Raw genomic sequence first — 22,718 nt, forward strand, 5'->3', positions numbered from 1 at the left:
GGAGGTGATCAGCTTGACCACGTCGCCGATCTCGCGGGAGGACGCGCTCAGGCGCTCCAGGATCGCGGAGGCCTCCGAGGCGGAGGCCACCGCGGCGGAGGCGACCTGGGAGGCCTCGGCGGTGGAGGAGGCGATCTCGCGGATCGCGGCGGTCATCTCCTCACCGGCGGCGGCCACGGTGCCGATCGAGGTGGAGATCTCCTCGGTGGCCGCGGAGACGACCTGCGACTGGCTGGAGGACTGCACCGCCCCGGCCGAGAGGCCGTCGGCCACCGTGCTCAGCTCCTCGCTGGAGGCGGCCAGTGTCTGCGCCGAGGCGGTGATGCGGCGCACGGTGCCGGTCAGGTTCTCCATCGTGGTGTCCACTGCGCCGGCCAGCCGGCCGACCTCGTCGGTGTTGACGTAGTCCACCCGCTGGTCCAGGCGGCCGGTGGCCAGGCCCTGCACCACGGTGAGCGTCTTGGCCAGCGGACGCGCGATCGAGCGCGAGACGGCCACGGCCACCACCACGGCCACGGCGACCGCGAGGGCGCCGATCGTCAGCAGCAGCGTCACCGCGGCGTGGAAGTCGCTGTCGCTCTTCTCGGCGAGCTCCACGGCGGCCCGGGTCTCCGTCTGGCTGATCGCGTCCAGCTGGCCGGTGATCTGCTGGCTCAGGGGGGTGACCTCGGCGTCGCGGACCGCGATGTACGTCTGCGTGTCGTTGGCCTCGGCTGCGGTGACCAACCCCTCACGCACCGTGCGGTACTGCGCCAGCAGGTCCTCGACCACGCCGTGGTCCTCGGCGGTGGCCGCCGGGGAGGTGGCCAGGTAGGCCTGCCACGCCTGGTCGTAGGCCTCGTCGTCGCCGGCCATGATCTCCAGCTGCTCGGTGGTCTTCTCCGGCGTGGGAGCCAGCGCGGCGCTGGTGACGGACAGGCGCATCCGCAGGAAGGCGGCCTTGACCTCGCCCACGGTCTGCACCGACGCCATCCCCCTGGTCGAGATCGCATCCGTGTTCGCCTGCGAGCTGTCCAGGCGGCTGATGCCCACGCCGACCACGACGGCCAGCAGCAGGCAGACGACGCCGAACCCGGCGAACAGCTTGGAGGCCACGTTCAGGCCGCGAAGTCGAGTGAGCACACCACCTCATCGGCACCCCCAGCAAGGTGCTTGAGCGCACCACTCCTCCTGCCTGCCCCCGGCTCGGGCTTCACGGCCCCGGGGTCGGAGATCACCGCTCCAGAACCGGGCGTGCTGCGTGTGGACGGGCCGCCACGGCCAGCTCCACCCCCGATCGCGACCGGCAGCAGCCGGGACCACGCTCGTGCTCTGCGAAGCGCGAGCCTGCACCGGCCCGCCGAGTGCCTCGGCAGCTCACGCCGCCTCGCCAACGGTCGTTCCCGAGACGGCCGACCGCTCGGCACCAGCGCCCTGAGCGGTCGGGGGTCGGGGCATCCGGTTGAGCACTCACCCTGACGGGCGCTGCGGCAGCGACCCCGGCGGGCCGATGACCACAGCGCGGGGACGTCCACCGGTGCGGCCGGTGCCCCGCGGGGTGGACGGGCCGGCAGGCACCGCCCGGTGAGGTGGTGAGGTCCATGGCGGCTGGAGGAGACCGGCTGCGCACGCGGCGGTGGTCACGACCCGCACAGCTCGTGGAGCAGACGCGGTGGCTGTTCTTCCTGCTCGCGCTGCTGTCGGCGGCGCTGACGTTCCCGGCCTACGCGCGCAGCGCCGAGCCGGTCACCGCGCTGCTGGTCGCGGCGGCCACCGGGCTCCTGGCGCTCGCGTGGACGCACCGCTACGTCACCCGCCGCGCAGCGCTCGCCACCGACCTGGCCGAGGCGCTCCTCGTCGGCGCGACCGTCGCCCTGACCGCACCGCCCACGATGGTCCTCGGCGTCGCCTTCCCCGGCCTGTGGTTCCGCGCCGTCTACGGCAGCTCCCGGCGGGCGGTGCTGCACTGCACGCTGCTGGTCGCCGGCATGGTCGGCGGCCTGGCGCTGTGGGGTGCCGTCCCCGGCCACGACGGGCCCAGCAGGGGGGCGGAACTGCTCGGGTGCGTGCCGCTGATGTACGCGACCATGGCCGGTGCCCGGCACCTCTCGAACGCCCTGTTCGCCCGCGAGCAGGCCCAGCGGCGCGACGCGGCGCTGGCGGAGTTCGGCCGGGGCCTGCTCGGCGCCCTCGAACGCGAGGAGGTCGTCGCCGCTGCCACCCGCACCGCGGAGGCCGTGTGCGCGGCGACCCCCGGGCTGGTCAGCGTCCTGGTCCTCGACGGGCCCGACGGCACCCACGTCGTGCACGCCGCCGGCGCCTGGCGCGGACCGCTGCCGCAGGTGCTGACCGGTGGACGCCGCGCGCCTGGACGCCTTCACGGCCGGCGCCTGCCGGTGGGTCGCCGTCCCGCACCCCGCGCTCGCGGGTGGCTGGGTGCTGGCCGGAGCTCCCGACCGCGTCACCGCCGAGGGCGTCTCCGCGCTGCGCTCGATCCTGAACCAGTCGTCGCTGGCGCTGCGCAACCTCGACGCGCACCGCGCCCTCGCCGAGCAGGCCCGCACCGACGCCCTCACCGGCCTCGCCAACCGCGCCGCCTTCACCGAGGCCCTGGAGCGGGCGGCGGCCGACCCCGCCACCCGGTTCAGCGTCGTGTTCGTCGACCTCGACGACTTCAAGGTCGTCAACGACGGGCACGGCCACGCCGCCGGGGACGAGCTGCTGCGCTGCGTCGCACACCGCCTGCGGCAGGTGGTGCGCGAGGAGGACCTGTGCGCGCGCCTGGGCGGCGACGAGTTCGCGGTGCTCGTGCGGGGCCTGACCGGCACGGCCGCCACCGACCTGGCCGGGCGGCTCGTGGAGTCCGCGGTGCTGCCCGTGGACGTGCCGGGCGGGCGGGTGCGCGTCGGCGCCAGCGTGGGGGTGGCCCACCGCTCCCCCGGGGAGGACGCCGAGCAGGTCGTGCAGCACGCCGACGTCGCCATGTACGCGGCGAAGGCGGCCGGGAAGAACCGCGTCCGGGTCTTCGCCGCCTGACCCCCACCCCTCTCACCCCTCCCCGCCCCCTCCCCGCGGTGATCAGGGAAGTGGCACCACGCACGATCACGGTGGTCGAGGAAGTGGCAACTTCCTCGACCACCGCGGGAGGGGGGACGCTCGGGAGGGAGGGGCGGGAGGGTCAGGACTCCGGCTGCTGCTGGGACTCCGGCTGCTGCGCCCACCACGCCAGCAGCTCCTCGCGGGCCACCTCCTCGCCCAGCGGGCCGCGCTCCATCCGCAGCGACAGCAGGTGCTGGTACGCCCGCCCCACCGTGCGCGAGGGGCCGATGCCCAGCAGCTCCATGATCGCCGTGCCGTCCAGGTCGGGCCGGACCGCGTCCAGCTCCTCCTGCTCCCGCAGCCGCGCGATGCGCGCCTCCAGGTCGTCGTACGCGGCGGCCAGCCGGTTCGCCTTGCGCTGGTTGCGGGTCGTGCAGTCGCTGCGGGTCAGCTTGTGCAGGCGCGGCAGCAGCGGGCCCGCGTCGGTGACGTAGCGGCGCACCGCCGAGTCCGTCCACTCCCCGTCGCCGTAGCCGTGGAAGCGCAGGTGCAGCTCCGTCAGCCGCGCCACCGCCTTCACGGTGTCGTTGTCGAAGCGCAGCGCCTTCAGCCGCTTCGCGACCATCTTCGCGCCCACCACCTCGTGGTGGTGGAAGCTCACCCCGCCGCCCTCCTCGAACCGGCGCGTGCGCGGCTTGCCCACGTCGTGCAGCAGCGCCGCCAGCCGCAGCAGCAGGTCCGGGCCCGGCACGTCACCGTCCGGGCCGTCCTCCCGGTCGATCGCCTGCTGCAGCACCGTCAGCGAGTGCTCGTACACGTCCTTGTGGCGGTGGTGCTCGTCGATCTCCAGGCGCAGCGCCGGCAGCTCCGGCAGCACGTGGTCGGCCAGGCCCGTGTCCACCAGCAGCCGCAACCCCGCCAGCGGGTCGGCTGCCACCAGCAGCTTCTCCAGCTCCGTGCGCACCCGCTCCGCGGAGACGATGGTGATGCGGCCGGACATCGCCGTCATCGCCTCCAGCACGTCCGGGGCCACCCGCAGCCGCAGCTGCGCGGCGAAGCGCGCCGCCCGCATCATCCGCAGCGGGTCGTCCGAGAAGGACTGCTCGGCCGTGACGGGGGTGCGCAGCACGCCCGCCGCCAGGTCCGTCAGCCCGTCGTGCGGGTCCGCGAAGTCCAGCGACGGCAACCGCAGCGCCATCGCGTTCACCGTGAAGTCGCGCCGCGACAGGTCGCCCACGAGGTCGTCGCCGTAGGAGACCTCCGGCTTGCGGGAGTCCGGGTCGTAGCTCTCCGAGCGGTACGTCGTCACCTCCACCACGACGTCCACGCCGCCGGAGCGCTTGCGCGCGCCGATCGTGCCGAACTCGCGGCCCACCTCCCAGTGCGCGTCGCCCCAGCGCTTGAGGATCGCCACCGTGTCGTCGGGGCGCGCGTCCGTGGTGAAGTCCAGGTCCGCCGAGCGCCGGCCCAGGAACGCGTCGCGCACCGGGCCGCCCACCAGGGACAGCTCGTGACCGGCCTGCTCGAAGCGGCGGCCGAGGTCCACCAGCACCGGCATCACCGGTTCCAGGGCGCGCACCGCGCGGGCGCGCGCCTCGTCCAGCGCGCGCTCCAGGGCGGCGTCGGGTCCTGCGGGTCCAGCGGGAGGGAGCACGGGGTCCAAGGGTGCCAGAGCCGGGCGGCGCGCTGGATACAGTGAGGCGATGGTCAGACCTGCCCGGGAGCCGCGCCGCCGGCTGCCCACCGTGCAGGAGACCTCCTCCGGCGGGCTCGTCGTCGACGTCAGCACCGGTGAGCCGCGCGCCGCCGTCATCTGCCGCCTCAACCGCGCCGGGCGCCTGGAGTGGTGCCTGCCCAAGGGCCACCCGGAGGGCGCCGAGACCCTCGAGGAGGCCGCGGTGCGCGAGATCGAGGAGGAGACCGGCATCCGCGGCGTCGTCGTGGAGACCCTCGGCAGCATCGACTACTGGTTCTCCGCGGACGGCCGGCGCATCCACAAGACCGTGCACCTGTTCCTGCTCAAGGCCGTCGGGGGGCGCCTGACCGTCGAGAACGACCCCGACGCGGAGGCGGTGGACGTGGCGTGGGTGCCGTTCCGCGAGCTCGACGAGCGCCTCGCGTTCCCCAACGAGCGCCGCGCGGTGGAGGCCGCCACCCAGCGCCTCGGCGAACTGGCGTGAGCGGCCGCGACGCCCCCCACGGCCCCGGCCGACGCGCGGTGCTGGCCGGGCTGGCGGGCGCGGCCGCGCTCGCCGGCGCACCCGCACCGGCGGCCGCCACCACCACCCCCTCCCCGGCGGGTGCGGACGACGCCCTGCCGCTGCACGTCGCCGTCGTGGACGTCACCCCCACCACGTACGCCGCGGACGACCCCGCCCGTTCCCTGATCGCGGTGCGCGCCCGGGTGCGCAACGACGGCGGCGAGGCGCTGGAGGGCCTGCGCGCCCGGCTCGTGGCCCAGCGCTCCCCCGTCGTGGCGCGCTCCTCCCTGGACCGGTGGGAGTCCGCCGACGCCGACTCCTCCCTGGGCCGCGCCGTCGTCTCCTCCGACGACGCGGACGTGACCGCCGGCGGGCTGCGGCCCGGCGAGGAGGCGGAGGTCCTGCTGACCCTGGAGGCGTCCGAGCTCGGCGGCGGCGAGGGCGCCCACCCGGCTGCCGTGGAGGTCGTCACCGGCGACGGGGAACGGGCCGGGCTGGCCCGCACCTTCCTCGTCTCCACCCCGGCGGGGGTGCGCACCACGCTGCTGACGCTGCTGCTGCCGCTGGTGGCGGGCCGCGTGCGCGAGGCCGACGGGCTCGCCGAGGAGGTCGCCGGCCGGCTGGGGCGGCTGGTGGAGGCGTCCGGCGACCCGCGCACCTCCTGGGCGCTGGACCCCGCCGTGCTCGCCGACGTCTTCACCCCGCCGTTCAACGGCACCGAGGCCGGCGACGGCACCGCCGTCGGGGAGGCGGCGCCGCTGCCCCCCGCCGTCGAGGTCCCCGCGCAGGCGGCGGCCCTGCCCCCGGGCACCACCGACCCGGCCCGCACGATCGTCGCGCTGGCCACCTGGCGCGAGCGGCTGGCCGCGGCCGCCGCCGGGCGCTGCGTCGTCGCCCTGCCGCACGGCGACCCGGACCTGACCGCCCTGACGGCCGTCGCCGCCGGTGCGGAGCTGCTGGCGGAGGCGGGCGCGGCGGGCGTCGACGTGGCCACGTCCCTGGACGCCGCGACGGTGCTGACGGGCGTGTCCTGGCCGGTGGACGAGGACGCCGGCACCGAGGTGCTCACCCTGGCCGCGCGCGCCGGCGCCACGACCGTCGTCCTCGACGACGAGGCGCTGCCGACCCGGGACGAGCTGACCTACACCCCCACCGGCCGGGCCGACGTCGAGGCCGGGACGGGGGCGGGCACCACGCTGACCGGGCTGATCGCCGACAGCGCCCTGTCGCAGCTGCTGCAGCGCGCGGCCGTCCCGGCGAGCCCGGAGGTGGAGGACGTCGTGGACGACGAGGTCGCCGGCTCGCTCGTGCAGCGGGTCCTCGCCGAGGTCGCCACGATCACCCTGCAGCGGCCCAGCGACCCGCGCAGCCTGCTCGTCGTGGCGGCACGCTCCTTCGACCCGCGACCCGCCGTGGTGCAGCGCGTCGTGGCCGCGGTGGAGGCCTCGGGGTGGGCGTCCTGGCAGTCGCTGCCCGACCTGCTGGCCACGCCCGTGCCGGACGTGGAGCGGGCCGCCGCGCCCGAGCCGGACACCGTCTCGCTGCGGCCGGCGCTGCCCGGTGCGCACGTCGTCGCCGTGCGGGACGCGCTGGCCACCCTGGCCGAGCTGCGCGAGGCCCTGGACGGCACCGCGCCCGCCACCGGTGCCGCGCAGCGCTCGGCGCTGATGCTGCTGGCGGCGTCCTGGCGCGGGCACCTGCCGGAGCTGCGCTCCGCCCGCGCCGGCCTGCAGGAGGACGCCGCCGCGCTGCTGCGGGCGGTGCACGTGCTGCCCGGCAGCGTCCTCAACCTCGCCGCCACCCGCACAGAGCTGCCCGTCACGATCGTCAACGAGCTGTTCGCGCCGGTGCGGGTGGAGCTGGTCCTGCGCCCGCGCAGCCCCCGCGTGCAGCTGGAGGCGGTGCCCGCGCAGACCGTGCCGGCCCGCGGGCAGGTGCGCGTCGGGGTTCCCGTGCGGGCGCTGGCCAACGGCAGCGTCGTGGTGGAGGCGCAGCTGCGCACCCCCTCCGGGCTGCCGCTGGGCGAGCCGGTGGGGCTGGACGTCAACGTGCGCGCCGACCTGGAGGGCTGGCTGACCGGCCTGGTCGGCGGGGGCGCGGGTGCGCTGCTGGTGGTGGGCCTGGTGCGGGCGGTGCGGCGCGGGCGGCGGCGCGTGGACGCCGTCCCGCACGCGGACGTGAGCGGCGACACCGACGGCACCACCGACGGGCACGAGCCGCCCGGCGCGGCGGGCGACGGCGAGCGCCGGGAGCGGCCCTCAGCTCCGACCGGGCAGGGGTAGCCGCCGCAGCAGCGGCGCCACCAGGTCGGTCAGCTCGCGCACCCGCATGGCCCGGCACAGCGCGACGAACAGGCCCAGCAGCACCAGCCCGCCCACCACGACGACCGCGAGGGCGACGGCGCGCGAGTCGCCCAGCCGCGCGATCAGGAGCGCCAGCCCGTGCGCGGCGCCGCCGGCGAGCAGGCCGATGATCAGCGCCCGCACGAGGGTGCGCAGCACGAGGTGGCCGTCGATGCCGCCGCCGTCCAGGGAGCGCAGCCGGCGGCGCAGCAGCGCCAGGCCCAGCACGACGCCGACCACGTTGGACAGGCTCATCGCCAGGGCGATGCCCAGGACCGTCCACCGCGGCGGCAGCAGCAGCCAGCAGGCGAGGTCCCCGGCGGCCATGACGGCCGCGACGACGGCGGAGACGGTGAACGGGGTGCGGGCGTCCTCGTAGGCGTAGAACACGCGCTGCACCAGGTAGGTGACGCTGAAGGGCACGAGGCCGAGGGCCATCGCGGCGGCCACCCGGCCGACGAAGAAGCCGTCGTCGCCGAACAGGGCGATCCCGATCCACGGCCCCAGGGCGACCAGCGCCGCTGTGGCGAGCACGCCCGCCACCAGGACGGTGCGCGCGCCGGAGGAGAAGTCGCGCCGCACCGCGGCGGTGTCGCCGTGCGCGGCGGCGGAGCTGATGCGGGTGAACAGCGCCGTCACCAGGGAGACCGCCACCAGCGAGTGCGGCAGCATGAACAGCAGGTACGCGGGCGTGTAGGTGGCGTTGGTGGCGCCCTCCAGGTCGTTCACCGTCAGGTACTCGCCGGCGTCCGTCGCGATCTGCGTGGTGAGCACGAACACCAGCTGGCCGACCACGACGCCCGCAAACGTCCAGCCGGCGACGCGGCCGGCGGTGCCCAGGCCGGAACCGCGCAGGCCCCAGCGCGGCCGGTAGCGGAACCCGGAGCGGTGCAGCGGCCACAGCAGCACCAGCGCCTGCGCCACGATGCCCAGGGTGGCGCCGCCGGCGAGCACGGCGATGGACGTGGCGTCGAAGCGCTCCGCCGACCACGCCTGCGCGCCCGGGGCGACGAGCGCGAACACCAGCAGCGAGGCGATCGCGACGACGTTGTTGACGACCGGCGCCCACATGTACGGCCCGAAGCTGCCCTTGGCGTTGAGCACCTGCCCCAGCACCGTGTACAGGCCGTAGAAGAAGACCTGCGGCAGGCACCAGAACGCCATGAGCGTGGCCAGCGCCGTCCACTCCCCCGACCAGGACGGCGCGTAGAGGCGCACCACCAGCGGCGCGGCGAGCGTCAGCAGCACCGTGGCGCCCGCCATGACGGCCAGGGCGAGGGTGACGAGCCGGTTGACGTAGTCCTCGCCGCCGTCGGGGCGCTTCAGCGCCCGCACGATCTGCGGCACGAGCACCGCGTTGAGCACCCCGCCGGCCAGCAGCATGTAGAAGACGTTGGGCGCCTTGTTGGCGACGTCGAACGTCTGCGCGCCGACCTGCGTGCTGACGCCCAGGACCGCGCCCTGCACCGCGGTGCGCACGAACCCCAGCAGCCGCGACACCAGCGTCCCGGACGCCATGAGGGCGCTGGAACGGGCCAGCGACTCCGTCGACGCGTCGTGCGCCGGGGGGTCGGAGGGGGCGGCGGGCGCCGGGCGGCGTGTCGTGCTCACGCCCCGATGGTCGCCGATGCGGGCGCCCGGCGGGGACGCACCACCCGTCCGGGGGGTCCAGCGCTCCCGCCGCGGCGCCGACGCGCCCGCCGCGGCCACCGGCGACACCGCGCAGGACGCGATCACCGCCGCCCGCACCCGCCTCGGCCCGCCCTACGCGTGGGGCGCCACCGGCCCCGGCGGCTTCGACTGCTCCGGGCTGACGCAGTGGGCCTACCGGCAGGCCGGTACCGCGATCCCCCGCACCTCCCGTCAGCAGTACGCGGGACTGCCGAAGGTGCCGCTGGGCGCGCTGCGCCCCGGCGACCTGGTGTTCTACGCGAGCGGCTCGTCCCCCTCGAGCATCCACCACGTCGCGCTCCACCTCGGCGGTGGGCGGGTGCTGCACGCCCCCCACACCGGCGACGTCGTGCGCGAGGCCGGTGTGGCCGTGCCGGGCCTGTACGGCGCGGTCCGCCCGGCCGGGGCCTGACACCGCCCTAGCATGGTCCCGGCCCGCGGGGAGCGGGCCCGCTGGCGCACGCGCGGTGCGCCCGGGGCGGGGAGGGACCACTGGACGCGGCCGGCCGCAGCACCATCGCGGACCGCTACGTGCTGCGCCGTGAGCTGCCTCCCACCTCCGCCAGCACCGACCACGTCGGCTGGGACACCACGCTCGACCGGTGGGTGCGGGTGCGCACGATCGACGCCGCGGACCCGCGCGCCGCGGAGTTCCTCGACGCCGGCCGGCGCGCCGCGACCCTCAGCGACCCGCGCCTGCCCCGCGTCCTGGACGCCGGCACCGACCTGCACGAGACGGCGTCCGGCGAGCGGCGGGCCGTCGCCTTCGTGGTGGAGGAGGCCGTGCAGGGCTGGTCGATGGGCGACCTGCTGCGCGAGGGGACGCTGACGCCCGCCGCGGTGCGCGGGCTCGTCGGCGAGGCCGCCACCGCCCTGGACGCCGCCGCCCGCCGCGGCCTGCACCACACCCGCCTGACGCCCGAGTCGGTCGTCCTGGGCCCGGACGCGGTGGTGCGGGTCCTCGGCACCGGGGTGGAGGCCGCCCTGCAGGAGGACCCGCCCGCCGTCTCCCCCGCCCGCGCGGCGGCCCTGGCCAACCGCGCCGACGCCGTCGGCCTCGTCGCCCTGACCTACGCCGGCCTCAGCGGGCGCTGGCCGCGCGTGGACGACCTCCCGGGTGCCCCCGGCCTGCCGGAGGCACCCACCGCAGGAGGTCGCTGGGACCCGCCGGTGCCGCTGAAGGAGCTGCGCCCCGACGCCCCCAACGACCTCGACACCCTGTGCTCGGTCACGTTCGGCCCGCACGAGGACGGCCCGCGCGAACCGGCCGAGCTGGCCCTGCAGCTGGCGCCGTGGTCCCTGGACGACCTCGGCGACGCGCTGCACCGCATGCGCGGGGAACTGGCGACGGCGGAGGTCCGCGGCCGGCTGAGCAACCGCGACGAGGTGGTGCCCGAGGAGGAGCCGCCCGTCCCGTTCACCCGCCCCCGCTCCACCGGCAGGCCGCAGCAGGAGGACTCCCGCTTCGTGCTGGCCCTCGTCGGCGGTGTCGTGCTCCTCGGCCTCGTGCTGGCCATGTGGCAGCTGCGCGGGCTGAGCCCGGACGACGAGCCGTCCACCCCGCCCGCCGCCACCTCCCCAACCGCGACCGCCACGACGAGCGCACCACCGCCCGCACCCGCCCCGCCCCCGCCGCCCGCGCCGGCGCCGCTTCCGGTGGCGTCGGTCACCGCGGTGGACCCCCTCGGCGACGGCGAGGAGGGCACCGCCCCGGAACGGGTCACCGACGGCGACCCGGCCACCGCCTGGGACAGCGAGCGCTACGACACCCCCGACTTCGGCGGCCTCAAGGACGGGGTGGGGGTGCTGCTGGACCTCGGCGCCGAGGTGGACGTGACGTCCGTGCAGCTGACCGCCAGCGGCGAGGGCGGGACCGTGGAGCTGCGCACCGCGACCGGCGGCGAGGACCCCCTGGCCGGGTCCACCGTCGTCGCGCAGGCCCCCGCCGGGGGTGAGCAGACCCTCGCGCCCGCCGAGCCCGTGCGCACCCGGTGGCTGCTGCTGTGGTTCACGCAGGCACCCACCACTGACGGGGAGAACCGCGTCTCCCTCGGCGAGGTGCAGGTCCAGGGAACGCCCGCGGCGCCGTGAGCGAGGCGCCGCGGGACCCCCGCACCGACGCGGAGCTGGTCGCCGCCCACGTCGCCGGCGACCCCGACGCGTTCGGGGAGGTCGTGCGCCGCCACCGCGACCGGCTGTGGGCGGTGGCGCTGCGCACCACCGGCGACCGCGAGGAGGCCGCCGACGCCGTGCAGGACGCCCTGGTGTCCGCGCTGCGCGCCGCGGGGCGCTTCCGCGGCGAGTCCGCGGTGACGACGTGGCTGCACCGCATCGTCGTCAACGCCTGCCTGGACCGCGCCCGCCGCCGCGCGGCCCGCCCCGCCCGCCCCCTGGAGGAGGAGACCGGCGCGGGCGGTGACGGGGACCGCACCGGCGCGGCGCTCGCCGTCGCCGCCGACCGCACCGGCTCCGTGGACGCGCACCTGGACGTCACGCGAGCCCTGGCCCTGCTGCCGGAGGCGCAGCGCGCCGCGCTGGTGCTGGTGGACATGTACGACGTGCCCGTCGCGGAGGCCGCGCAGGTCCTCGACGTGGCCGTCGGCACCGTGAAGTCGCGCTGCTCGCGGGGGCGCACCGCGCTGGCGGCGCTGCTGCGCGGCGACACCCCGGACGGGAACCCGTGAGGGCCGCCGCGCGTCACAGCCACGGTCCACGACGGGTGAGCGCAGGGGGTGCCAGGTGACGCAGGCCGCCGGTCCGGCTGGTGAGCCGGACGGAGGGCGGGACGGCGAGGAGCCCCCGTCCGGGGACGCGCTGCCCCCGCAGGAGGCGCGCGTGCGGGAGCTGCTGCGCGCCGCGGCCGGTGCGGACGGCCCGATGCCCGCCGACGTGACCGCCCGCGTCGACGCCGCGCTGGCCCGCGCCCGCGCCGAGCTGGACGAGGCCGGCGGTGCCGCTCCCGGTGCCGCTCCCGGTGCCCGGGTCGCGTCCCTGGCCGGGCACCGCTCGCACCCGGCGCGCTGGCGGCGCGGTCTCGCCGTGGCCGTCGCCGCCGGCGTGGTCGCGGCCGGGGTGGGCGCGGTGCTGCAGCTCGACCCGGGCGGGGGCGCGGGCTCCAGCACGTCGGCCGGCTCCGCAGCCGACTCCGCCGCCGAGTCCGGGGCCGCTGCCGCCGCGGCGGTGGACGTGCCCGTGCTGCGCAGCGGGGCCGACTACGCCGCCGACGCCGCCGTCGCCGCGGTCGGCGCCTCACTGACCGGACCGGCCACCGGGACCCGCGACGGGACGGGCGGCACGGGCCCCGCCGAGACCCCCGGCGGCGGCGGAGACGCCCCCGACGCCCTGCCCGGTGTCGACGCCGAGCGGAACCTGAAGAGCTCCGCGCTGCCCCCCACCGGAACGCCCGACGAGTCGCAGCGCCCCGCCGCCGAGCAGGCCCTGGCCTGCGCGCGCGCCGCCGGGGTGGACGCCGCCTCCGTCGCGGCCGTGCAGGTCGCCGCGTGGCGCTCGCAGCCGGCCGCCCTCGTCGTGGAGCGGCCCACCGCCGGCGAGGCGGGCGAGGTCGTCGTCGTGGCCCTGGGCTGCACGCCCGGGGACGAACCGCTGAACCGCGTGGAGCTGCCCGCCGTCCAGGCCCCTGCCTCCCCCTGAGCACCCCGCCGGGGCGCCGGGCACCGGGGAACACCCCCGCCCTACGATCGGTTGAGGCCAGCACGCGACCGGCGCACCGGTCGCCCCCCGCGTCAAGGAAGCAGGTCCCTCGGTGAGCCCCTCGGTGGACGACGTCCGCAACGTCATCGTCATCGGTTCCGGCCCGGCCGGGTACACGGCGGCCCTCTACGCCGCGCGCGCCGAGCTCGCGCCGCTGGTCTTCGAGGGTTCCGTCACCGCCGGTGGTGCCCTGATGAACACCACCGAGGTGGACAACTTCCCCGGCTTCCCCGAGGGGATCATGGGCCCGGACCTCATGGACAACATGCGCGCCCAGGCGGAGCGCTTCGGTGCGGAGCTGGTCACCGACGACGTCGTGGACGTGCGCCTGTCCGGCGAGGTCAAGGAGGTCGTCACCGGCAGCGGGAAGACGTTCCGCACCCACGCCGTGGTCCTCGCCCTCGGCTCCGCGTACCGCGAGCTCGGCCTGCCCGACGAGAAGCGCCTGTCCGGCCGGGGCGTGAGCTGGTGCGCCACCTGCGACGGGTTCTTCTTCCGCGACCAGGACATCGTGGTCGTCGGCGGCGGCGACTCCGCCGTGGAGGAGGCCACCTTCCTGACGCGCTTCGCCCGGTCGGTGACGATCGTGCACCGCCGCGACGAGCTGCGCGCCTCGAAGATCATGGCCCGCCGCGCGCACGAGGACCCGAAGATCCGCTTCGCCTGGAACTCCGAGGTCGCCGCCATCCACGGCGAGGACAAGGTCAGCGGCCTGACGCTGCGCGACACCGTCACCGGTGCCGAGCGCGAGCTGGAGGCCACCGGCCTGTTCATCGCCATCGGCCACGAGCCGCGCACCGCCCTCGTCAAGGGGCAGGTCGACCTCGACGAGAACGGCTTCGTGCTCGTGGAGGGCCGCAGCACGAGGACGAACGTGCCGGGCGTGTTCGCCGCCGGCGACGTCGTGGACCACACCTACATGCAGGCCATCACCGCCGCCGGCATGGGCTGCTCCGCCGCCCTGGACGCCGAGCGGTTCCTCGCAGCCCGCGGTGACGTCGAGCAGCACGTCGACCCGCCGCGCGAGGAGACCGAGGTGCCGGTCGGGGCGTCCGCCGGCACCGTCGAGCGGCCGCAGCCGCGCCAGCGCTGACCCACCCACCCACCCCCGGAACACCACCGGGCACCGCCACAACCAGGAGGCCGCTCGTGAGCGCCACCACCGCCGTCACCGACGACACCTTCGAGGCCGAGGTCCTGAACTCGGACAAGCCCGTCCTCGTGGACTTCTGGGCGCCGTGGTGCGGCCCGTGCCGCCGCGTCGCGCCCGTGCTGGAGGAGATCGCCGCCGAGCACGGCGACAAGATCACCATCGTGAAGCTCAACACCGACGAGAACCCGCGCACCGCCGCGAAGTACGGCGTGACGTCCATCCCGCTGATGAACGTCTACTCCGGCGGCGAGGTCGTCAAGAGCATCCTGGGCGCCCGGCCGAAGCCGGACATCCTCGCCGAGCTCTCCGACGTCATCGGCTGACGCGACCGGCACCACCCGGCCGGGCCCCNCACCGCCTCGCGGTGCCGGGGCCCGCTGCGTCCGCGCGGTGCTCAGCCGGTCGCCACGAGCTCGACCAGCTCGGCGCCCGGGTGGGTGCGCGCGAAGCTGCTCAGGAGCCAGCGGTCGGTGAACAACGCCCACCGCGTGCCGTCGCGCAGCTGCGCGACCTCCGCCCCGCGGAAGCCCTGCACCAGCGGTTCGGTGGCGGCGTCCACGACCCGGACCACCGTGTACGGCAGGTCCTCGAAGAGCAGCGGGGCGTGGAAGTCGTGCGTCATGCGGTGCTGGACGACGTCGAACTGCAGGTCGCCGACGGCCGCCAGGACCGGTTCGCCGTCCCCGCGCAGCGCGGAGGTGAGCACGTGCACGACACCCTCGGCGTCCAGCTCGGCCAGGCCCTGCCGGAACTGCTTGCCGCGGCCCAGGTCCTGCGGGCGCACCACGCGGAACCGCTCGGGCGCGAAGACGGGCAGCGGCGGGAAGGCCACCGGCGCCCCCTCGTGCAGGGTGTCGCCGACGTGGACGTGCTTGGCGTTGACCAGGCCGATCACGTCGCCGGGCCACGCCTCGTCGACCGTGCTGCGGTCCGCGCCGAAGACCGTCTGCACGTGCTTGAGGACGAGGGGGCGGCCGGTGCGCTCGTCGTGCACGGTCATGCCCCGCTCGAAGCGGCCGGAGCGCACGCGGGCGAAGGCGAGCCGGTCGCGGTGGGCGGGGTTCATGCCGGTCTGCGTCTTGAAGACCTGGGCGGTGAAACCCGCCGTGACGGGCAGGGCGCGCCCGTCGCGCAGCGGGTGCTCGTGCGGGGCGGGGGCGAGGTCGACGAGGGCGTCGAGGACCTGCCGCACCCCGGTGTTCGCCACGGCGGCGGTGAAGAAGACGGGGGTGGTGCGCCCGGCGAGGAAGGAGGCCTGGTCGTGCTCGGCCCCGGTGGCGCGCAACAGCTCGTCCTCCTCCAGCGCCTGCGGCCAGGCGTCGGGTTCGACCTCGGCAGCGGCCGCGGCCGGGTGGCGCTCCTCCTCGGCGAGCGTCGCGCCACCGGGTGCGCGGGTGTAGCGCACGTACTCGCCGGTGCGCCGCTCCAGCAGGCCGCGGAAGTCGCCGGCGATGCCCACCGGCCAGGTCACCGGCGTCGGCTGCATCCCGGTGACCTGCTCGACCTCGTCGAGCAGCTCCAGCGCCTCGCGGCCGGGGCGGTCCCACTTGTTGACCACCGTGATGACCGGCAGGCCGCGGTGGCGGCAGACGCCGAAGAGCTTGCGGGTCTGCGCCTCCATCCCGCGCCCGGCGTCGATCAGCATGATGACGGCGTCGACCGCGGTCAGCGCCCGGTAGGTGTCCTCCGAGAAGTCGGCGTGCCCGGGGGTGTCCACGACGTTGACGACGTGGCCGCGGTGGTGCAGCGGCAGCACGGCAGAGGAGATGGAGATGCCGCGGTCCTTCTCCATGCCCTGCCAGTCGCTGACGACCCCCGCGCGGCCGGCCTTGCCGTGCACGTGCCCAGCCGTGCGCACCGCGTTGGCGTGCAGGGCCAGGGCCTCGGTCAGCGTCGACTTGCCGGCGTCCGGGTGGCTGATGACCGCGGTGGTGCGCCGGCGCGCGGCCTCGCGGGTCACCTCGTCGGCCCGGGCGGTGCCGCCGGCTTCTGGACCGGCTGCCACGGTGCTCACGGTGACCTCCTCGACCTCCTCGCGGGACGGGGCCCCACGGGACGGGGAACCTCCGGGCACCGACCTTAACGCCGCGCCGGGGCCCGCTCCGCCGCGCGCAGCGTCCGCCGCCCCGTCCCCGGGGTGCCGACCGCGGCGGCGTCCCCCACGATGAGCGGATGTGCGACGTCACACCCGCCGTCCAGCGGACCCTCGCCCCGCACGCGGAGTCCGCGCGCCAGGCGCGTCGCTTCCTGGAGGAGAACGACTGCCCGGTGCACCACTCCCGGGTCCTCGACGAGGCGGAGCTGCTGACCACCGAGCTCGTCACCAACGCCGTGGCCCACGGCGGTCCACCCATCACCCTGCGCGTGACCTGCGACGGGACACCGGGGATGGCCGTGGCGGTCAGCGACGGCAGCTCCGAGCCCCCGGTCGCGCGCGAGGCCTCCCCGGAGGCCACCTCGGGGCGCGGGGTCGCCCTGGTGGACCTGCTCAGCGACGCGTGGGGCGTGGAGACCGCGGACACCGGCAAGGAGGTCTGGTTCCGCCTGTCGCCGTGAACGCCCCGCCGCGGGGTGCAGCACCGGCGCCCGGGGTCGTCAACCGGGCGCGACGCCGCTGAGCACCGGCACCCGCACGCTGCCCAGCAACCGCTCCAGCGCCGCCTCGACGTCCTCGCGCCAGCTGATGGCGCTCTTCAGCTCCAGCCGCAGCCGCGGGTAGCGGTGGTGCGGGCGCACGACCGTGAACCCCACGGACTCCAGCAGGTGCGCGGGCAGCACGCACGGCTCGGACGTGTCGTGCGCGCAGCCGTCGTCGCCGTCGCCGCCGGGCACCAGGTGGGTGCCGCCGAACGCCTCCACCGCCTTCGCGCCGCGCTGGGTGAGGTCCTTCGCCGCGCCCTGCAGCAGCATCCGGGCCAGCCCTTGCCCGCGGAACGCCGGGTCGATCCAGCCGGTCATCAGCAGCACCGCGTCCGCGCTCACCGGTGACGTGGCGAACCCCGTCTGCCGCGGCACGTACGACGGCGGAGCGTACGTGACGAACCCTGCCGCCTGGTCGTCGACGTAGACGAGCCGCCCGCACGGGCCCCACTCCAGCAGCACCGTGGAGATCCAGACCTCCTTCTCGAAGTCCGGGTACCCGGCCTCCGCGGCGCGCTGGGCGGCCACGGTGTCCAGTTCCCAGAACACGCACCGGCGCGACGCCTTCGGCAGGTCGGCGACCGTGTCGAGCATCAACGGCGCCATGCGACGACCCACCGGAGCCGCTCCCTCCGTCTTCCCCGCCCGTCCCGGGCATCCTAGGTGGCAGTGCGGCCGGGGCGCGACGAGCGGGCAGGCTCGAGCGCAGGGAACCGCCGCACCGCCGGCACAGCGGTGTCCTCCGCTCCCGGCCGGTTGCCGGAGGACACCGCCCGGCAGGTGCCCGCAGCGGCGCGCGCCGCGCGGGTCAGGACGCCGGGGAGCGGCCGGAGGAGTCGAGGAGCCGCAGGATGCGGTCCAGGTCCTCCACGCCGGCGAAGTCCACCGTGAGCCGGCCCCGGGTGCGTCCCATGCTGATGCGCACGCGGGTGTCGAGACGATCGGCGAGCCGGGAGGCGCGCGACTCCAGCTCCGGCTGCGGCTCGGCGGGGTTCCGGCGGCGTGGCGCGGTGGTGGCGTCGCCGACCGCGATGATCTCCTCGACGGCCCGCACGGACAGCCCCTCGGCGACGATGCGCTGCGCCAGCCGCTCCATCGCCCCACCGTCCTCCAGGGCCAGCAGCGCCCGGGCGTGGCCGGCGCTGAGGACGCCGGCGGCCACGCGCCGCTGCACGAGCGGCGGCAGCTTCATCAGCCGCAGGGTGTTGCTGATCTGCGGCCGCGAGCGGCCGATGCGGGAGGCGAGCTCCTCGTGGGTGCAGCCGAAGTCGTCGAGGAGCTGCTGGTACGCGGCGGCCTCCTCCAGCGGGTTGAGCTGGCTGCGGTGCAGGTTCTCCAGCAGCGCGTCGCGCAGCAGGTCGTCGTCGGCGGTCTCGCGGACGATGGCGGGGACCGTGCCGAGGCCCGCCTCGGTGGCCGCCCGCCAGCGCCGCTCGCCCATGACGAGCTCGAAGCGCGGTGCTCCGTCGTCGTCCGTGCCCACCGGGCGCACGACGATCGGCTGCAGCACGCCGATCTCGCTGACGGAGTGGACGAGCTCCGCCAGCTCGTCCTCGTCGAAGACGCTGCGCGGCTGCCGCGGGTTCGGCACGATCGCCGTGATCGGCACCTCGGCGAAGCGGGCCCCGGGCACCGGCACCAGTCCGTCGTCGTGCTCGTCGGCCGGGGCGCTCGCCGGCTCCTGCGCGGGGGGTTCGGCGGGAGGGTCGACGGGTGCGCCGGAGGGGTCCTGGTCGGGTCCCACGACCTCGTCCGGCTCCGGCGCGGGCGGCGACTGCTCAGCACCACCCTCGGGGGCCTCGCCGACCGTCCCGGGAACCGGCGTCGCGGCGGGTTCCCCGGCCACGGCCGGTTCGTCCACGTCGGCGGGCGTGTCGGCTGTCCGCGCCGCGGGGTGCTCCTCCACCGTCTCGACCGGCTCCGCCGTCTCCGCCGGCACGTCGGTGGGGGCGGTGAGCTCCCCCGGCTCCTCCAGCGGCCGGGGCGCCCGTGCGGTCGACTGGTCGAAGAACAGGTCCACCGGGCGCGCACCGGGCCGCATCACGGGCGGTGGTGCAGCAGCCCCGCCGCGAGCTGCGGCCGGAGCTGTCGCACCGTTGGGGATCAGCGCACCCAGACCACGTCCGAGTCCACGCCGCTTCTCGCTCACGCTCCACCCTCCTTCGACGCGACACCGCGCCGGTTCCCCGTTCCATCACTCCACCGCGACCACGGGTCGACCCGTGGCGGCGCGACGGTCGCCGTCACCTGCCCGGCCGCGGGTTCGCCCTCCACCAGCAGTTCCCCGCGGTGGGCGATCTCCCGGGCGGCCTCCAGGTAGGCCAGTGCCCCGGACGAGAGCGGGTCGTACGTCATCACCGTCTGCCCGTGGCTCGGCGCCTCCGAGATGCGCACCGATCGGGGCACCAGGGCCCGCAAGACCTGGCCGCCGAAGTGCTGGCGCACCTCCTCGACCACCTGTGCTGCCAGCCGAGTCCGGCCGTCGTACATGGTGAGCAGGATCGTGGACACGGTGAGGTCGGGGTTGAGGTGCTCCTGGATGAGCTCGATGTTCGCCAGGAGCTGGCTCAGGCCCTCCAGCGCGTAGTACTCGCACTGGATGGGGATGAGCACCTCGGGAGCCGCCACGAAGGCGTTGATGGTCAGCAGCCCCAGGCTCGGCGGGCAGTCGATGAGGACGTAGTCCACGCGCCCCTGACCGCTGCGCTCGACGTCCTTCAGGTACTTGGCCAGCGCCCGTTGCAACCGGGACTCACGCGCCACCATGGAGACCAGCTCGATCTCGGCACCCGCGAGGTCCACGGTCGCCGGGGCGCACCAGAGGTCCGGCGCCTCCTCGCAGCGCTGCACCACCTCGGCCAGGGCCTTCCCCTCCACGAGCACCTCGTAGACGCCGGGGACCTCGGAGTGGTGCTCGATCCCGAGCGCCGTCGAGGCGTTGCCCTGCGGGTCCAGGTCCAGCACGAGCACCTTCAAGCCCGCGGCGGACAGGGCGGAGGCGAGGTTGACGGCCGTCGTCGTCTTCCCCACGCCCCCCTTCTGGTTGGCGATGGTCAGGACGCGAGTCTCCGCCGGTCGGGGGAAGCGCTCCGCAACCAGGGCGCGCTGCGTTTCACGTGGAACGAGTTGGTCGCCGTCGCCGAGGTCCTGCACCCTTCCGACGATTTCCAGAGCCGGCGCATCAGGCTCGGTTTCACGTGAAACGCCGGTAGCGGCGTCCTCCGCCCCCTCATCGGGGGTGACCGGAGATGCGGCGGAATCACTCTCCGCGTCGCCGGGAGCAGTCGCAGGAGCCGCGGCCGCGGCTGCGGCTGCGGCTGCGGGAGCCTGCTCGCCGGGGAGCTCGCTCGTCGTCTCCGAGGTGGCCGCGGGCGTTTCACGTGAAACCTCCGAGGGGCTGGGGTCGGCCTCTCGGCCCAACCACCCCAGTCCCCGCGAGGAGGCCGTTCGAAGAGTGCCGAACCAACCCAAGTGCGTCACGCCTTCTTCCTTCCCGTGGTTCGCGACGTCCGCGGACGGCGATGACCAGTGCCAGTCGGTGTGGAGCGCGAGGGGCGCCGACGCAGCGGCTGGCTGCCGCGCGCCACCCGGACGACCGTCGTGCCGTCCTCCCCGGGGGGACCGCAGTGGACGACCTCCGGCGTGCTCGTGATGCCGAGCCCCGCGAGCACGTCGGCTGCGGCGGCGATCTCCTCAGTGGCAGTGCGGCCCTTGATGGCCAGCAGGTGCCCGCCGGGGCGGCACAAGGGGAGCGTCCAGGTGTAGAGGCTCGTGAGGGGAGCGACCGCCCGGGCGGTGACGACACCGCCGGAGAACTCCCCCGCGACGTCCTGCGCCTTCCCGCGGGCCACCGCCACCTGATCGCCCAGGCCGGTCAGGGCGATGGCCTCACGCAGGAAGGTGTAGCGCCGCTCGAGCGGTTCGATGAGCTGAACCCGCAGGTCGGGCCGCGCCAGAGCCAGGGGGATGCCCGGGAGCCCGGCGCCGGACCCGATGTCCACCACGGTCTCATCGGCGTCGATGAGTTCCCCGAGGTGGGCGCAGTTCAGGACGTGCCGCTCCCAGAGGCGAGGCACCTCCCGCGGCCCGATGAGCCCTCGCTCCACCCCGGCCGTGGCCAGGAAGTCGCGGTACGCGGTGGCGGCGCTCAGGCGCTCACCGAAGACGTCCGCTGCGGCCGGGGGAACGACAGAGGGCGATGGCGTTTCACGTGAAACGCCATCGCCCTCGGGAACCTCGTCAAGCACGCGGCCACCCTATCCGGCGGCCGGTGCTCCACCGGTCAGTCTGCGGTGCTCTCCGCCGTGTCGGTCTCCGGCGCCAGGACCACGACGTGCCGCTGCGGCTCTTGACCCTCCGACTCGCTCGTCAGGCCCTCGTCCGCGACCGCGTCGTGGACCACCTTGCGCTCGAAGGCGGACATCGGCTCCAGGTGTTCCGCCTCACCGTTCGCCCGGACCCGGGCGCACACCTCCTTCGCGAGCGCCACGAGCGCGGTGCGCTTGCCGGCGCGGTGTCCCGCGACGTCGAGCAGCAGCCGCGTGCGGTCACCGGTCTGCGCCTGCACGGCGAGGCGCGTGAGCTCCTGGAGCGCCTCCAAGACCTCACCGTCCGCCCCTACCAGGCGGGTCAACGCCGGGGTGCCCGCCTGGTCGGCCACGACGGCCACCGAGGCCCGGCCGTTCTCGATGTCGATGTCGATGTCGCCGTCCAGGTCGGCGATGTCGAGCAGCTCCTCGAGGTAGTCGGCGGCGATGTCGCCCTCCTCCTCGAGCCGCTTCGCCGCGCTGCCGGCCCGCTGCGCGGGGCGCTCGCTCGCCGTGGTCGTCGAGTCCTCGGTACCCGCGTCCGCAGCCGTCTGCGGGTCCGTCTCCACCGCGCCGGTCGTGCCGTCCACTCGTGGTCCTCCTCGGTCGTTCGTGCTCGGTCTGTCGGCTCAGCGGTTGCCGGGGCGCTGCGTGCTGCGCGAGCCGCTGGGGCGGCGCTTCTCGCGGCTCCCGCCCCGCTTGGGCTGCTGGCGCTGGCGGCGCACCGGTGCGGCTGCGGTGGTGGGGTGGTCCGCAGCGGGAGTGCCGGCCTCGGTGGCGGGCAGGACCTGCCCGCGGCGGGCGGCCCGGCGCGCGCGACGCTCCTGCAGCTGCTTCTCGGCCACGGAGCCGGGGTTCGGCATGCGGCGGATCACGAAGAACTGCTGGCCCATGGACCACACGTTCGTCGTCAGCCAGTACAGGAGGACACCGATGGGGAAGTTGACGCCGGAGACGGCGAAGATGATCGGCAGGATGTAGAGCATCAGCTTCTGCTGCTGCGCGAACGGGTTGCCCTCCATCGACGCCGAGGAGGTGTTCTTCGCCATCAGCTGCTTCTGCGTGACGAACTGCGACAGCGACATCAGGACGATCATCACCGCGGTGAGGATGATCGTGCTCCACTCGCCGTCCTGCCCCCAGGACTGCAGGAAGATGTCGGACAGCTGCGAGCCGAAGATCGTCGCGTTGTCGGCCTGCTCCACGAGCTCGGCGTTGAGCGGGCCGACGGCCTCGCCCTTGCCGATGCCGTTGAGGGTGTGGAACAGCGCGAAGAAGATCGGCGACTGCAGCAGGATCGGCAGGCAGCTCGCCATCGGGTTGGTGCCCGAGGTGCGGTACAGGGCCATCATCTCCTGCTGCATCGCCTGGCGGCTGGCAGGATCGGTCTTGCCCTTGTACTTCTGCTGGATCTTGCGCATCTCCGGCTGGATGACCTGCATCCCGCGCATCGCCTTGATCTGCTTGACGAACAGCGGGATCAGCAGGACGCGGATGACGACGACCAGGCCCACGATGGACAGCGACCACGCTGCGCCGCCGGCCGGATCGAGCCCGATCGCGGTGAGCAGGTCGTGGAAGCGCACCATGATCCAGGCGACGACCCACTGGATGGGGTACAAGAGGTCGTAGAAGAACTCGATCATGCTGCGGCTTGTCCTCTCGAGACGGGCTG

General features: G+C 75.4%; 21 protein-coding genes. 10 read left to right on the forward strand and 11 right to left on the reverse strand.

The features are described 5' to 3' along the window. Positions 1–1,122 (reverse strand): methyl-accepting chemotaxis protein (locus tag MN205_RS18800; RefSeq protein ID WP_242129948.1); only part of this gene is annotated, 1,122 nt, incomplete at its 3' end. Between the two features lie 497 nt (positions 1,123–1,619). Next, positions 1,620–2,288 carry a hypothetical protein gene (locus tag MN205_RS18805; RefSeq protein WP_242129949.1) on the reverse strand — a complete coding sequence of 223 codons (669 nt, stop codon included), beginning with the start codon at positions 2,286–2,288 and terminating at the stop codon, positions 1,620–1,622. A gap of 43 nt (positions 2,289–2,331) precedes the next feature. On the opposite strand from MN205_RS18805, the gene MN205_RS18810 reads away from it, so the two are divergent. Continuing rightward, positions 2,332–3,015 carry a GGDEF domain-containing protein gene (locus tag MN205_RS18810; protein ID WP_242129950.1) on the forward strand — a complete coding sequence of 228 codons (684 nt, stop codon included), beginning with the start codon at positions 2,332–2,334 and terminating at the stop codon, positions 3,013–3,015. A gap of 142 nt (positions 3,016–3,157) precedes the next feature. Here MN205_RS18810 and MN205_RS18815 read toward each other — a convergent pair whose 3' ends face one another. Continuing rightward, on the reverse strand, positions 3,158–4,672 hold the full coding sequence (locus MN205_RS18815) for a CCA tRNA nucleotidyltransferase (protein ID WP_242129952.1): 1,515 nt from the start codon (positions 4,670–4,672) through the stop codon (positions 3,158–3,160). A gap of 49 nt (positions 4,673–4,721) precedes the next feature. Here MN205_RS18815 and MN205_RS18820 point away from each other — a divergent pair, with 49 nt between their 5' ends. Together MN205_RS18820 and MN205_RS18825 are read left to right on the forward strand one after the other, a co-directional pair. After that, the gene (locus MN205_RS18820; RefSeq protein WP_242129954.1) at positions 4,722–5,198 is read left to right on the forward strand and encodes an NUDIX hydrolase; all 477 of its coding nucleotides are present in this window, start codon (positions 4,722–4,724) and stop codon (positions 5,196–5,198) included. Beyond that, a complete protein-coding gene (locus tag MN205_RS18825) occupies positions 5,195–7,501 on the forward strand; it encodes a DUF6049 family protein (RefSeq protein WP_242129956.1) in 2,307 nt (768 codons plus the stop codon). Before MN205_RS18820 ends, MN205_RS18825 begins: the two co-directional genes overlap by 4 nt. Here the strand turns inward: MN205_RS18825 and murJ are convergent. Further along, positions 7,478–9,172 (reverse strand): murein biosynthesis integral membrane protein MurJ, encoded by a 1,695-nt coding sequence (gene murJ, locus MN205_RS18830; RefSeq protein ID WP_242129957.1) that lies wholly within the window; start codon positions 9,170–9,172, stop codon positions 7,478–7,480. The genes MN205_RS18825 and murJ overlap by 24 nt on opposite strands. A 16-nt stretch (positions 9,173–9,188) precedes the next feature. Here murJ and MN205_RS18835 point away from each other — a divergent pair, with 16 nt between their 5' ends. The 6 genes from MN205_RS18835 to trxA all read left to right on the forward strand — a co-directional run bounded on the left by MN205_RS18835 (position 9,189) and on the right by trxA (position 14,419). Then, positions 9,189–9,644 carry a C40 family peptidase gene (locus tag MN205_RS18835; protein WP_242129958.1) on the forward strand — a complete coding sequence of 152 codons (456 nt, stop codon included), beginning with the start codon at positions 9,189–9,191 and terminating at the stop codon, positions 9,642–9,644. Between the two features lie 119 nt (positions 9,645–9,763). Further along, the gene (locus MN205_RS18840) at positions 9,764–11,323 is read left to right on the forward strand and encodes a hypothetical protein (protein ID WP_242129959.1); all 1,560 of its coding nucleotides are present in this window, start codon (positions 9,764–9,766) and stop codon (positions 11,321–11,323) included. Continuing rightward, positions 11,320–11,916 carry an RNA polymerase sigma factor SigM gene (gene sigM, locus MN205_RS18845; RefSeq protein WP_242129960.1) on the forward strand — a complete coding sequence of 199 codons (597 nt, stop codon included), beginning with the start codon at positions 11,320–11,322 and terminating at the stop codon, positions 11,914–11,916. Before MN205_RS18840 ends, sigM begins: the two co-directional genes overlap by 4 nt. A 151-nt stretch (positions 11,917–12,067) precedes the next feature. Next, on the forward strand, positions 12,068–12,883 hold the full coding sequence (locus tag MN205_RS18850; protein ID WP_242129961.1) for a hypothetical protein: 816 nt from the start codon (positions 12,068–12,070) through the stop codon (positions 12,881–12,883). A 124-nt stretch (positions 12,884–13,007) separates the two neighbouring features. Further along, positions 13,008–14,036 carry a thioredoxin-disulfide reductase gene (trxB, locus tag MN205_RS18855; RefSeq protein ID WP_374115989.1) on the forward strand — a complete coding sequence of 343 codons (1,029 nt, stop codon included), beginning with the start codon at positions 13,008–13,010 and terminating at the stop codon, positions 14,034–14,036. Between the two features lie 56 nt (positions 14,037–14,092). Beyond that, positions 14,093–14,419: a thioredoxin gene (gene trxA / locus MN205_RS18860; RefSeq protein WP_242129965.1), complete on the forward strand. Its 327-nt coding sequence runs from the start codon at positions 14,093–14,095 to the stop codon at positions 14,417–14,419. A 71-nt stretch (positions 14,420–14,490) separates the two neighbouring features. Here the strand turns inward: trxA and MN205_RS18865 are convergent, their stop codons facing one another. After that, a complete protein-coding gene (locus MN205_RS18865; RefSeq protein WP_242129967.1) occupies positions 14,491–16,110 on the reverse strand; it encodes a peptide chain release factor 3 in 1,620 nt (539 codons plus the stop codon). Between the two features lie 158 nt (positions 16,111–16,268). Between MN205_RS18865 and MN205_RS18870 the strand changes: the two genes are divergently transcribed. Then, positions 16,269–16,652, forward strand: a complete 384-nt coding sequence (locus MN205_RS18870) for an ATP-binding protein (protein WP_242129968.1) — start codon at positions 16,269–16,271, stop codon at positions 16,650–16,652. A gap of 39 nt (positions 16,653–16,691) precedes the next feature. Here the strand turns inward: MN205_RS18870 and MN205_RS18875 are convergent, their stop codons facing one another. The 6 genes from MN205_RS18875 to yidC all read right to left on the reverse strand — a co-directional run bounded on the left by MN205_RS18875 (position 16,692) and on the right by yidC (position 22,689). Beyond that, on the reverse strand, positions 16,692–17,354 hold the full coding sequence (locus MN205_RS18875) for a GNAT family N-acetyltransferase (RefSeq protein ID WP_242729685.1): 663 nt from the start codon (positions 17,352–17,354) through the stop codon (positions 16,692–16,694). A gap of 190 nt (positions 17,355–17,544) precedes the next feature. Beyond that, positions 17,545–18,885, reverse strand: a complete 1,341-nt coding sequence (locus tag MN205_RS18880) for a ParB/RepB/Spo0J family partition protein (protein ID WP_374115988.1) — start codon at positions 18,883–18,885, stop codon at positions 17,545–17,547. Next, on the reverse strand, positions 18,882–20,156 hold the full coding sequence (locus MN205_RS22375) for an AAA family ATPase (protein WP_374115990.1): 1,275 nt from the start codon (positions 20,154–20,156) through the stop codon (positions 18,882–18,884). Before MN205_RS22375 ends, MN205_RS18880 begins: the two co-directional genes overlap by 4 nt. 56 nt (positions 20,157–20,212) lie before the next feature. Then, on the reverse strand, positions 20,213–20,887 hold the full coding sequence (gene rsmG / locus MN205_RS18890) for a 16S rRNA (guanine(527)-N(7))-methyltransferase RsmG (protein WP_255820769.1): 675 nt from the start codon (positions 20,885–20,887) through the stop codon (positions 20,213–20,215). A 131-nt stretch (positions 20,888–21,018) separates the two neighbouring features. Continuing rightward, a complete protein-coding gene (locus MN205_RS21020) occupies positions 21,019–21,492 on the reverse strand; it encodes a R3H domain-containing nucleic acid-binding protein (protein ID WP_308220312.1) in 474 nt (157 codons plus the stop codon). Positions 21,493–21,672: 180 nt separating this feature from the next. Then, positions 21,673–22,689, reverse strand: a complete 1,017-nt coding sequence (gene yidC, locus MN205_RS18900; protein WP_242129972.1) for a membrane protein insertase YidC — start codon at positions 22,687–22,689, stop codon at positions 21,673–21,675. Positions 22,690–22,718: the final 29 nt, after the last annotated feature.

Origin of the sequence: Kineococcus sp. TRM81007 (assembly GCF_022669155.1) — a bacterium.
Lineage (GTDB): Bacteria > Actinomycetota > Actinomycetes > Actinomycetales > Kineococcaceae > Kineococcus.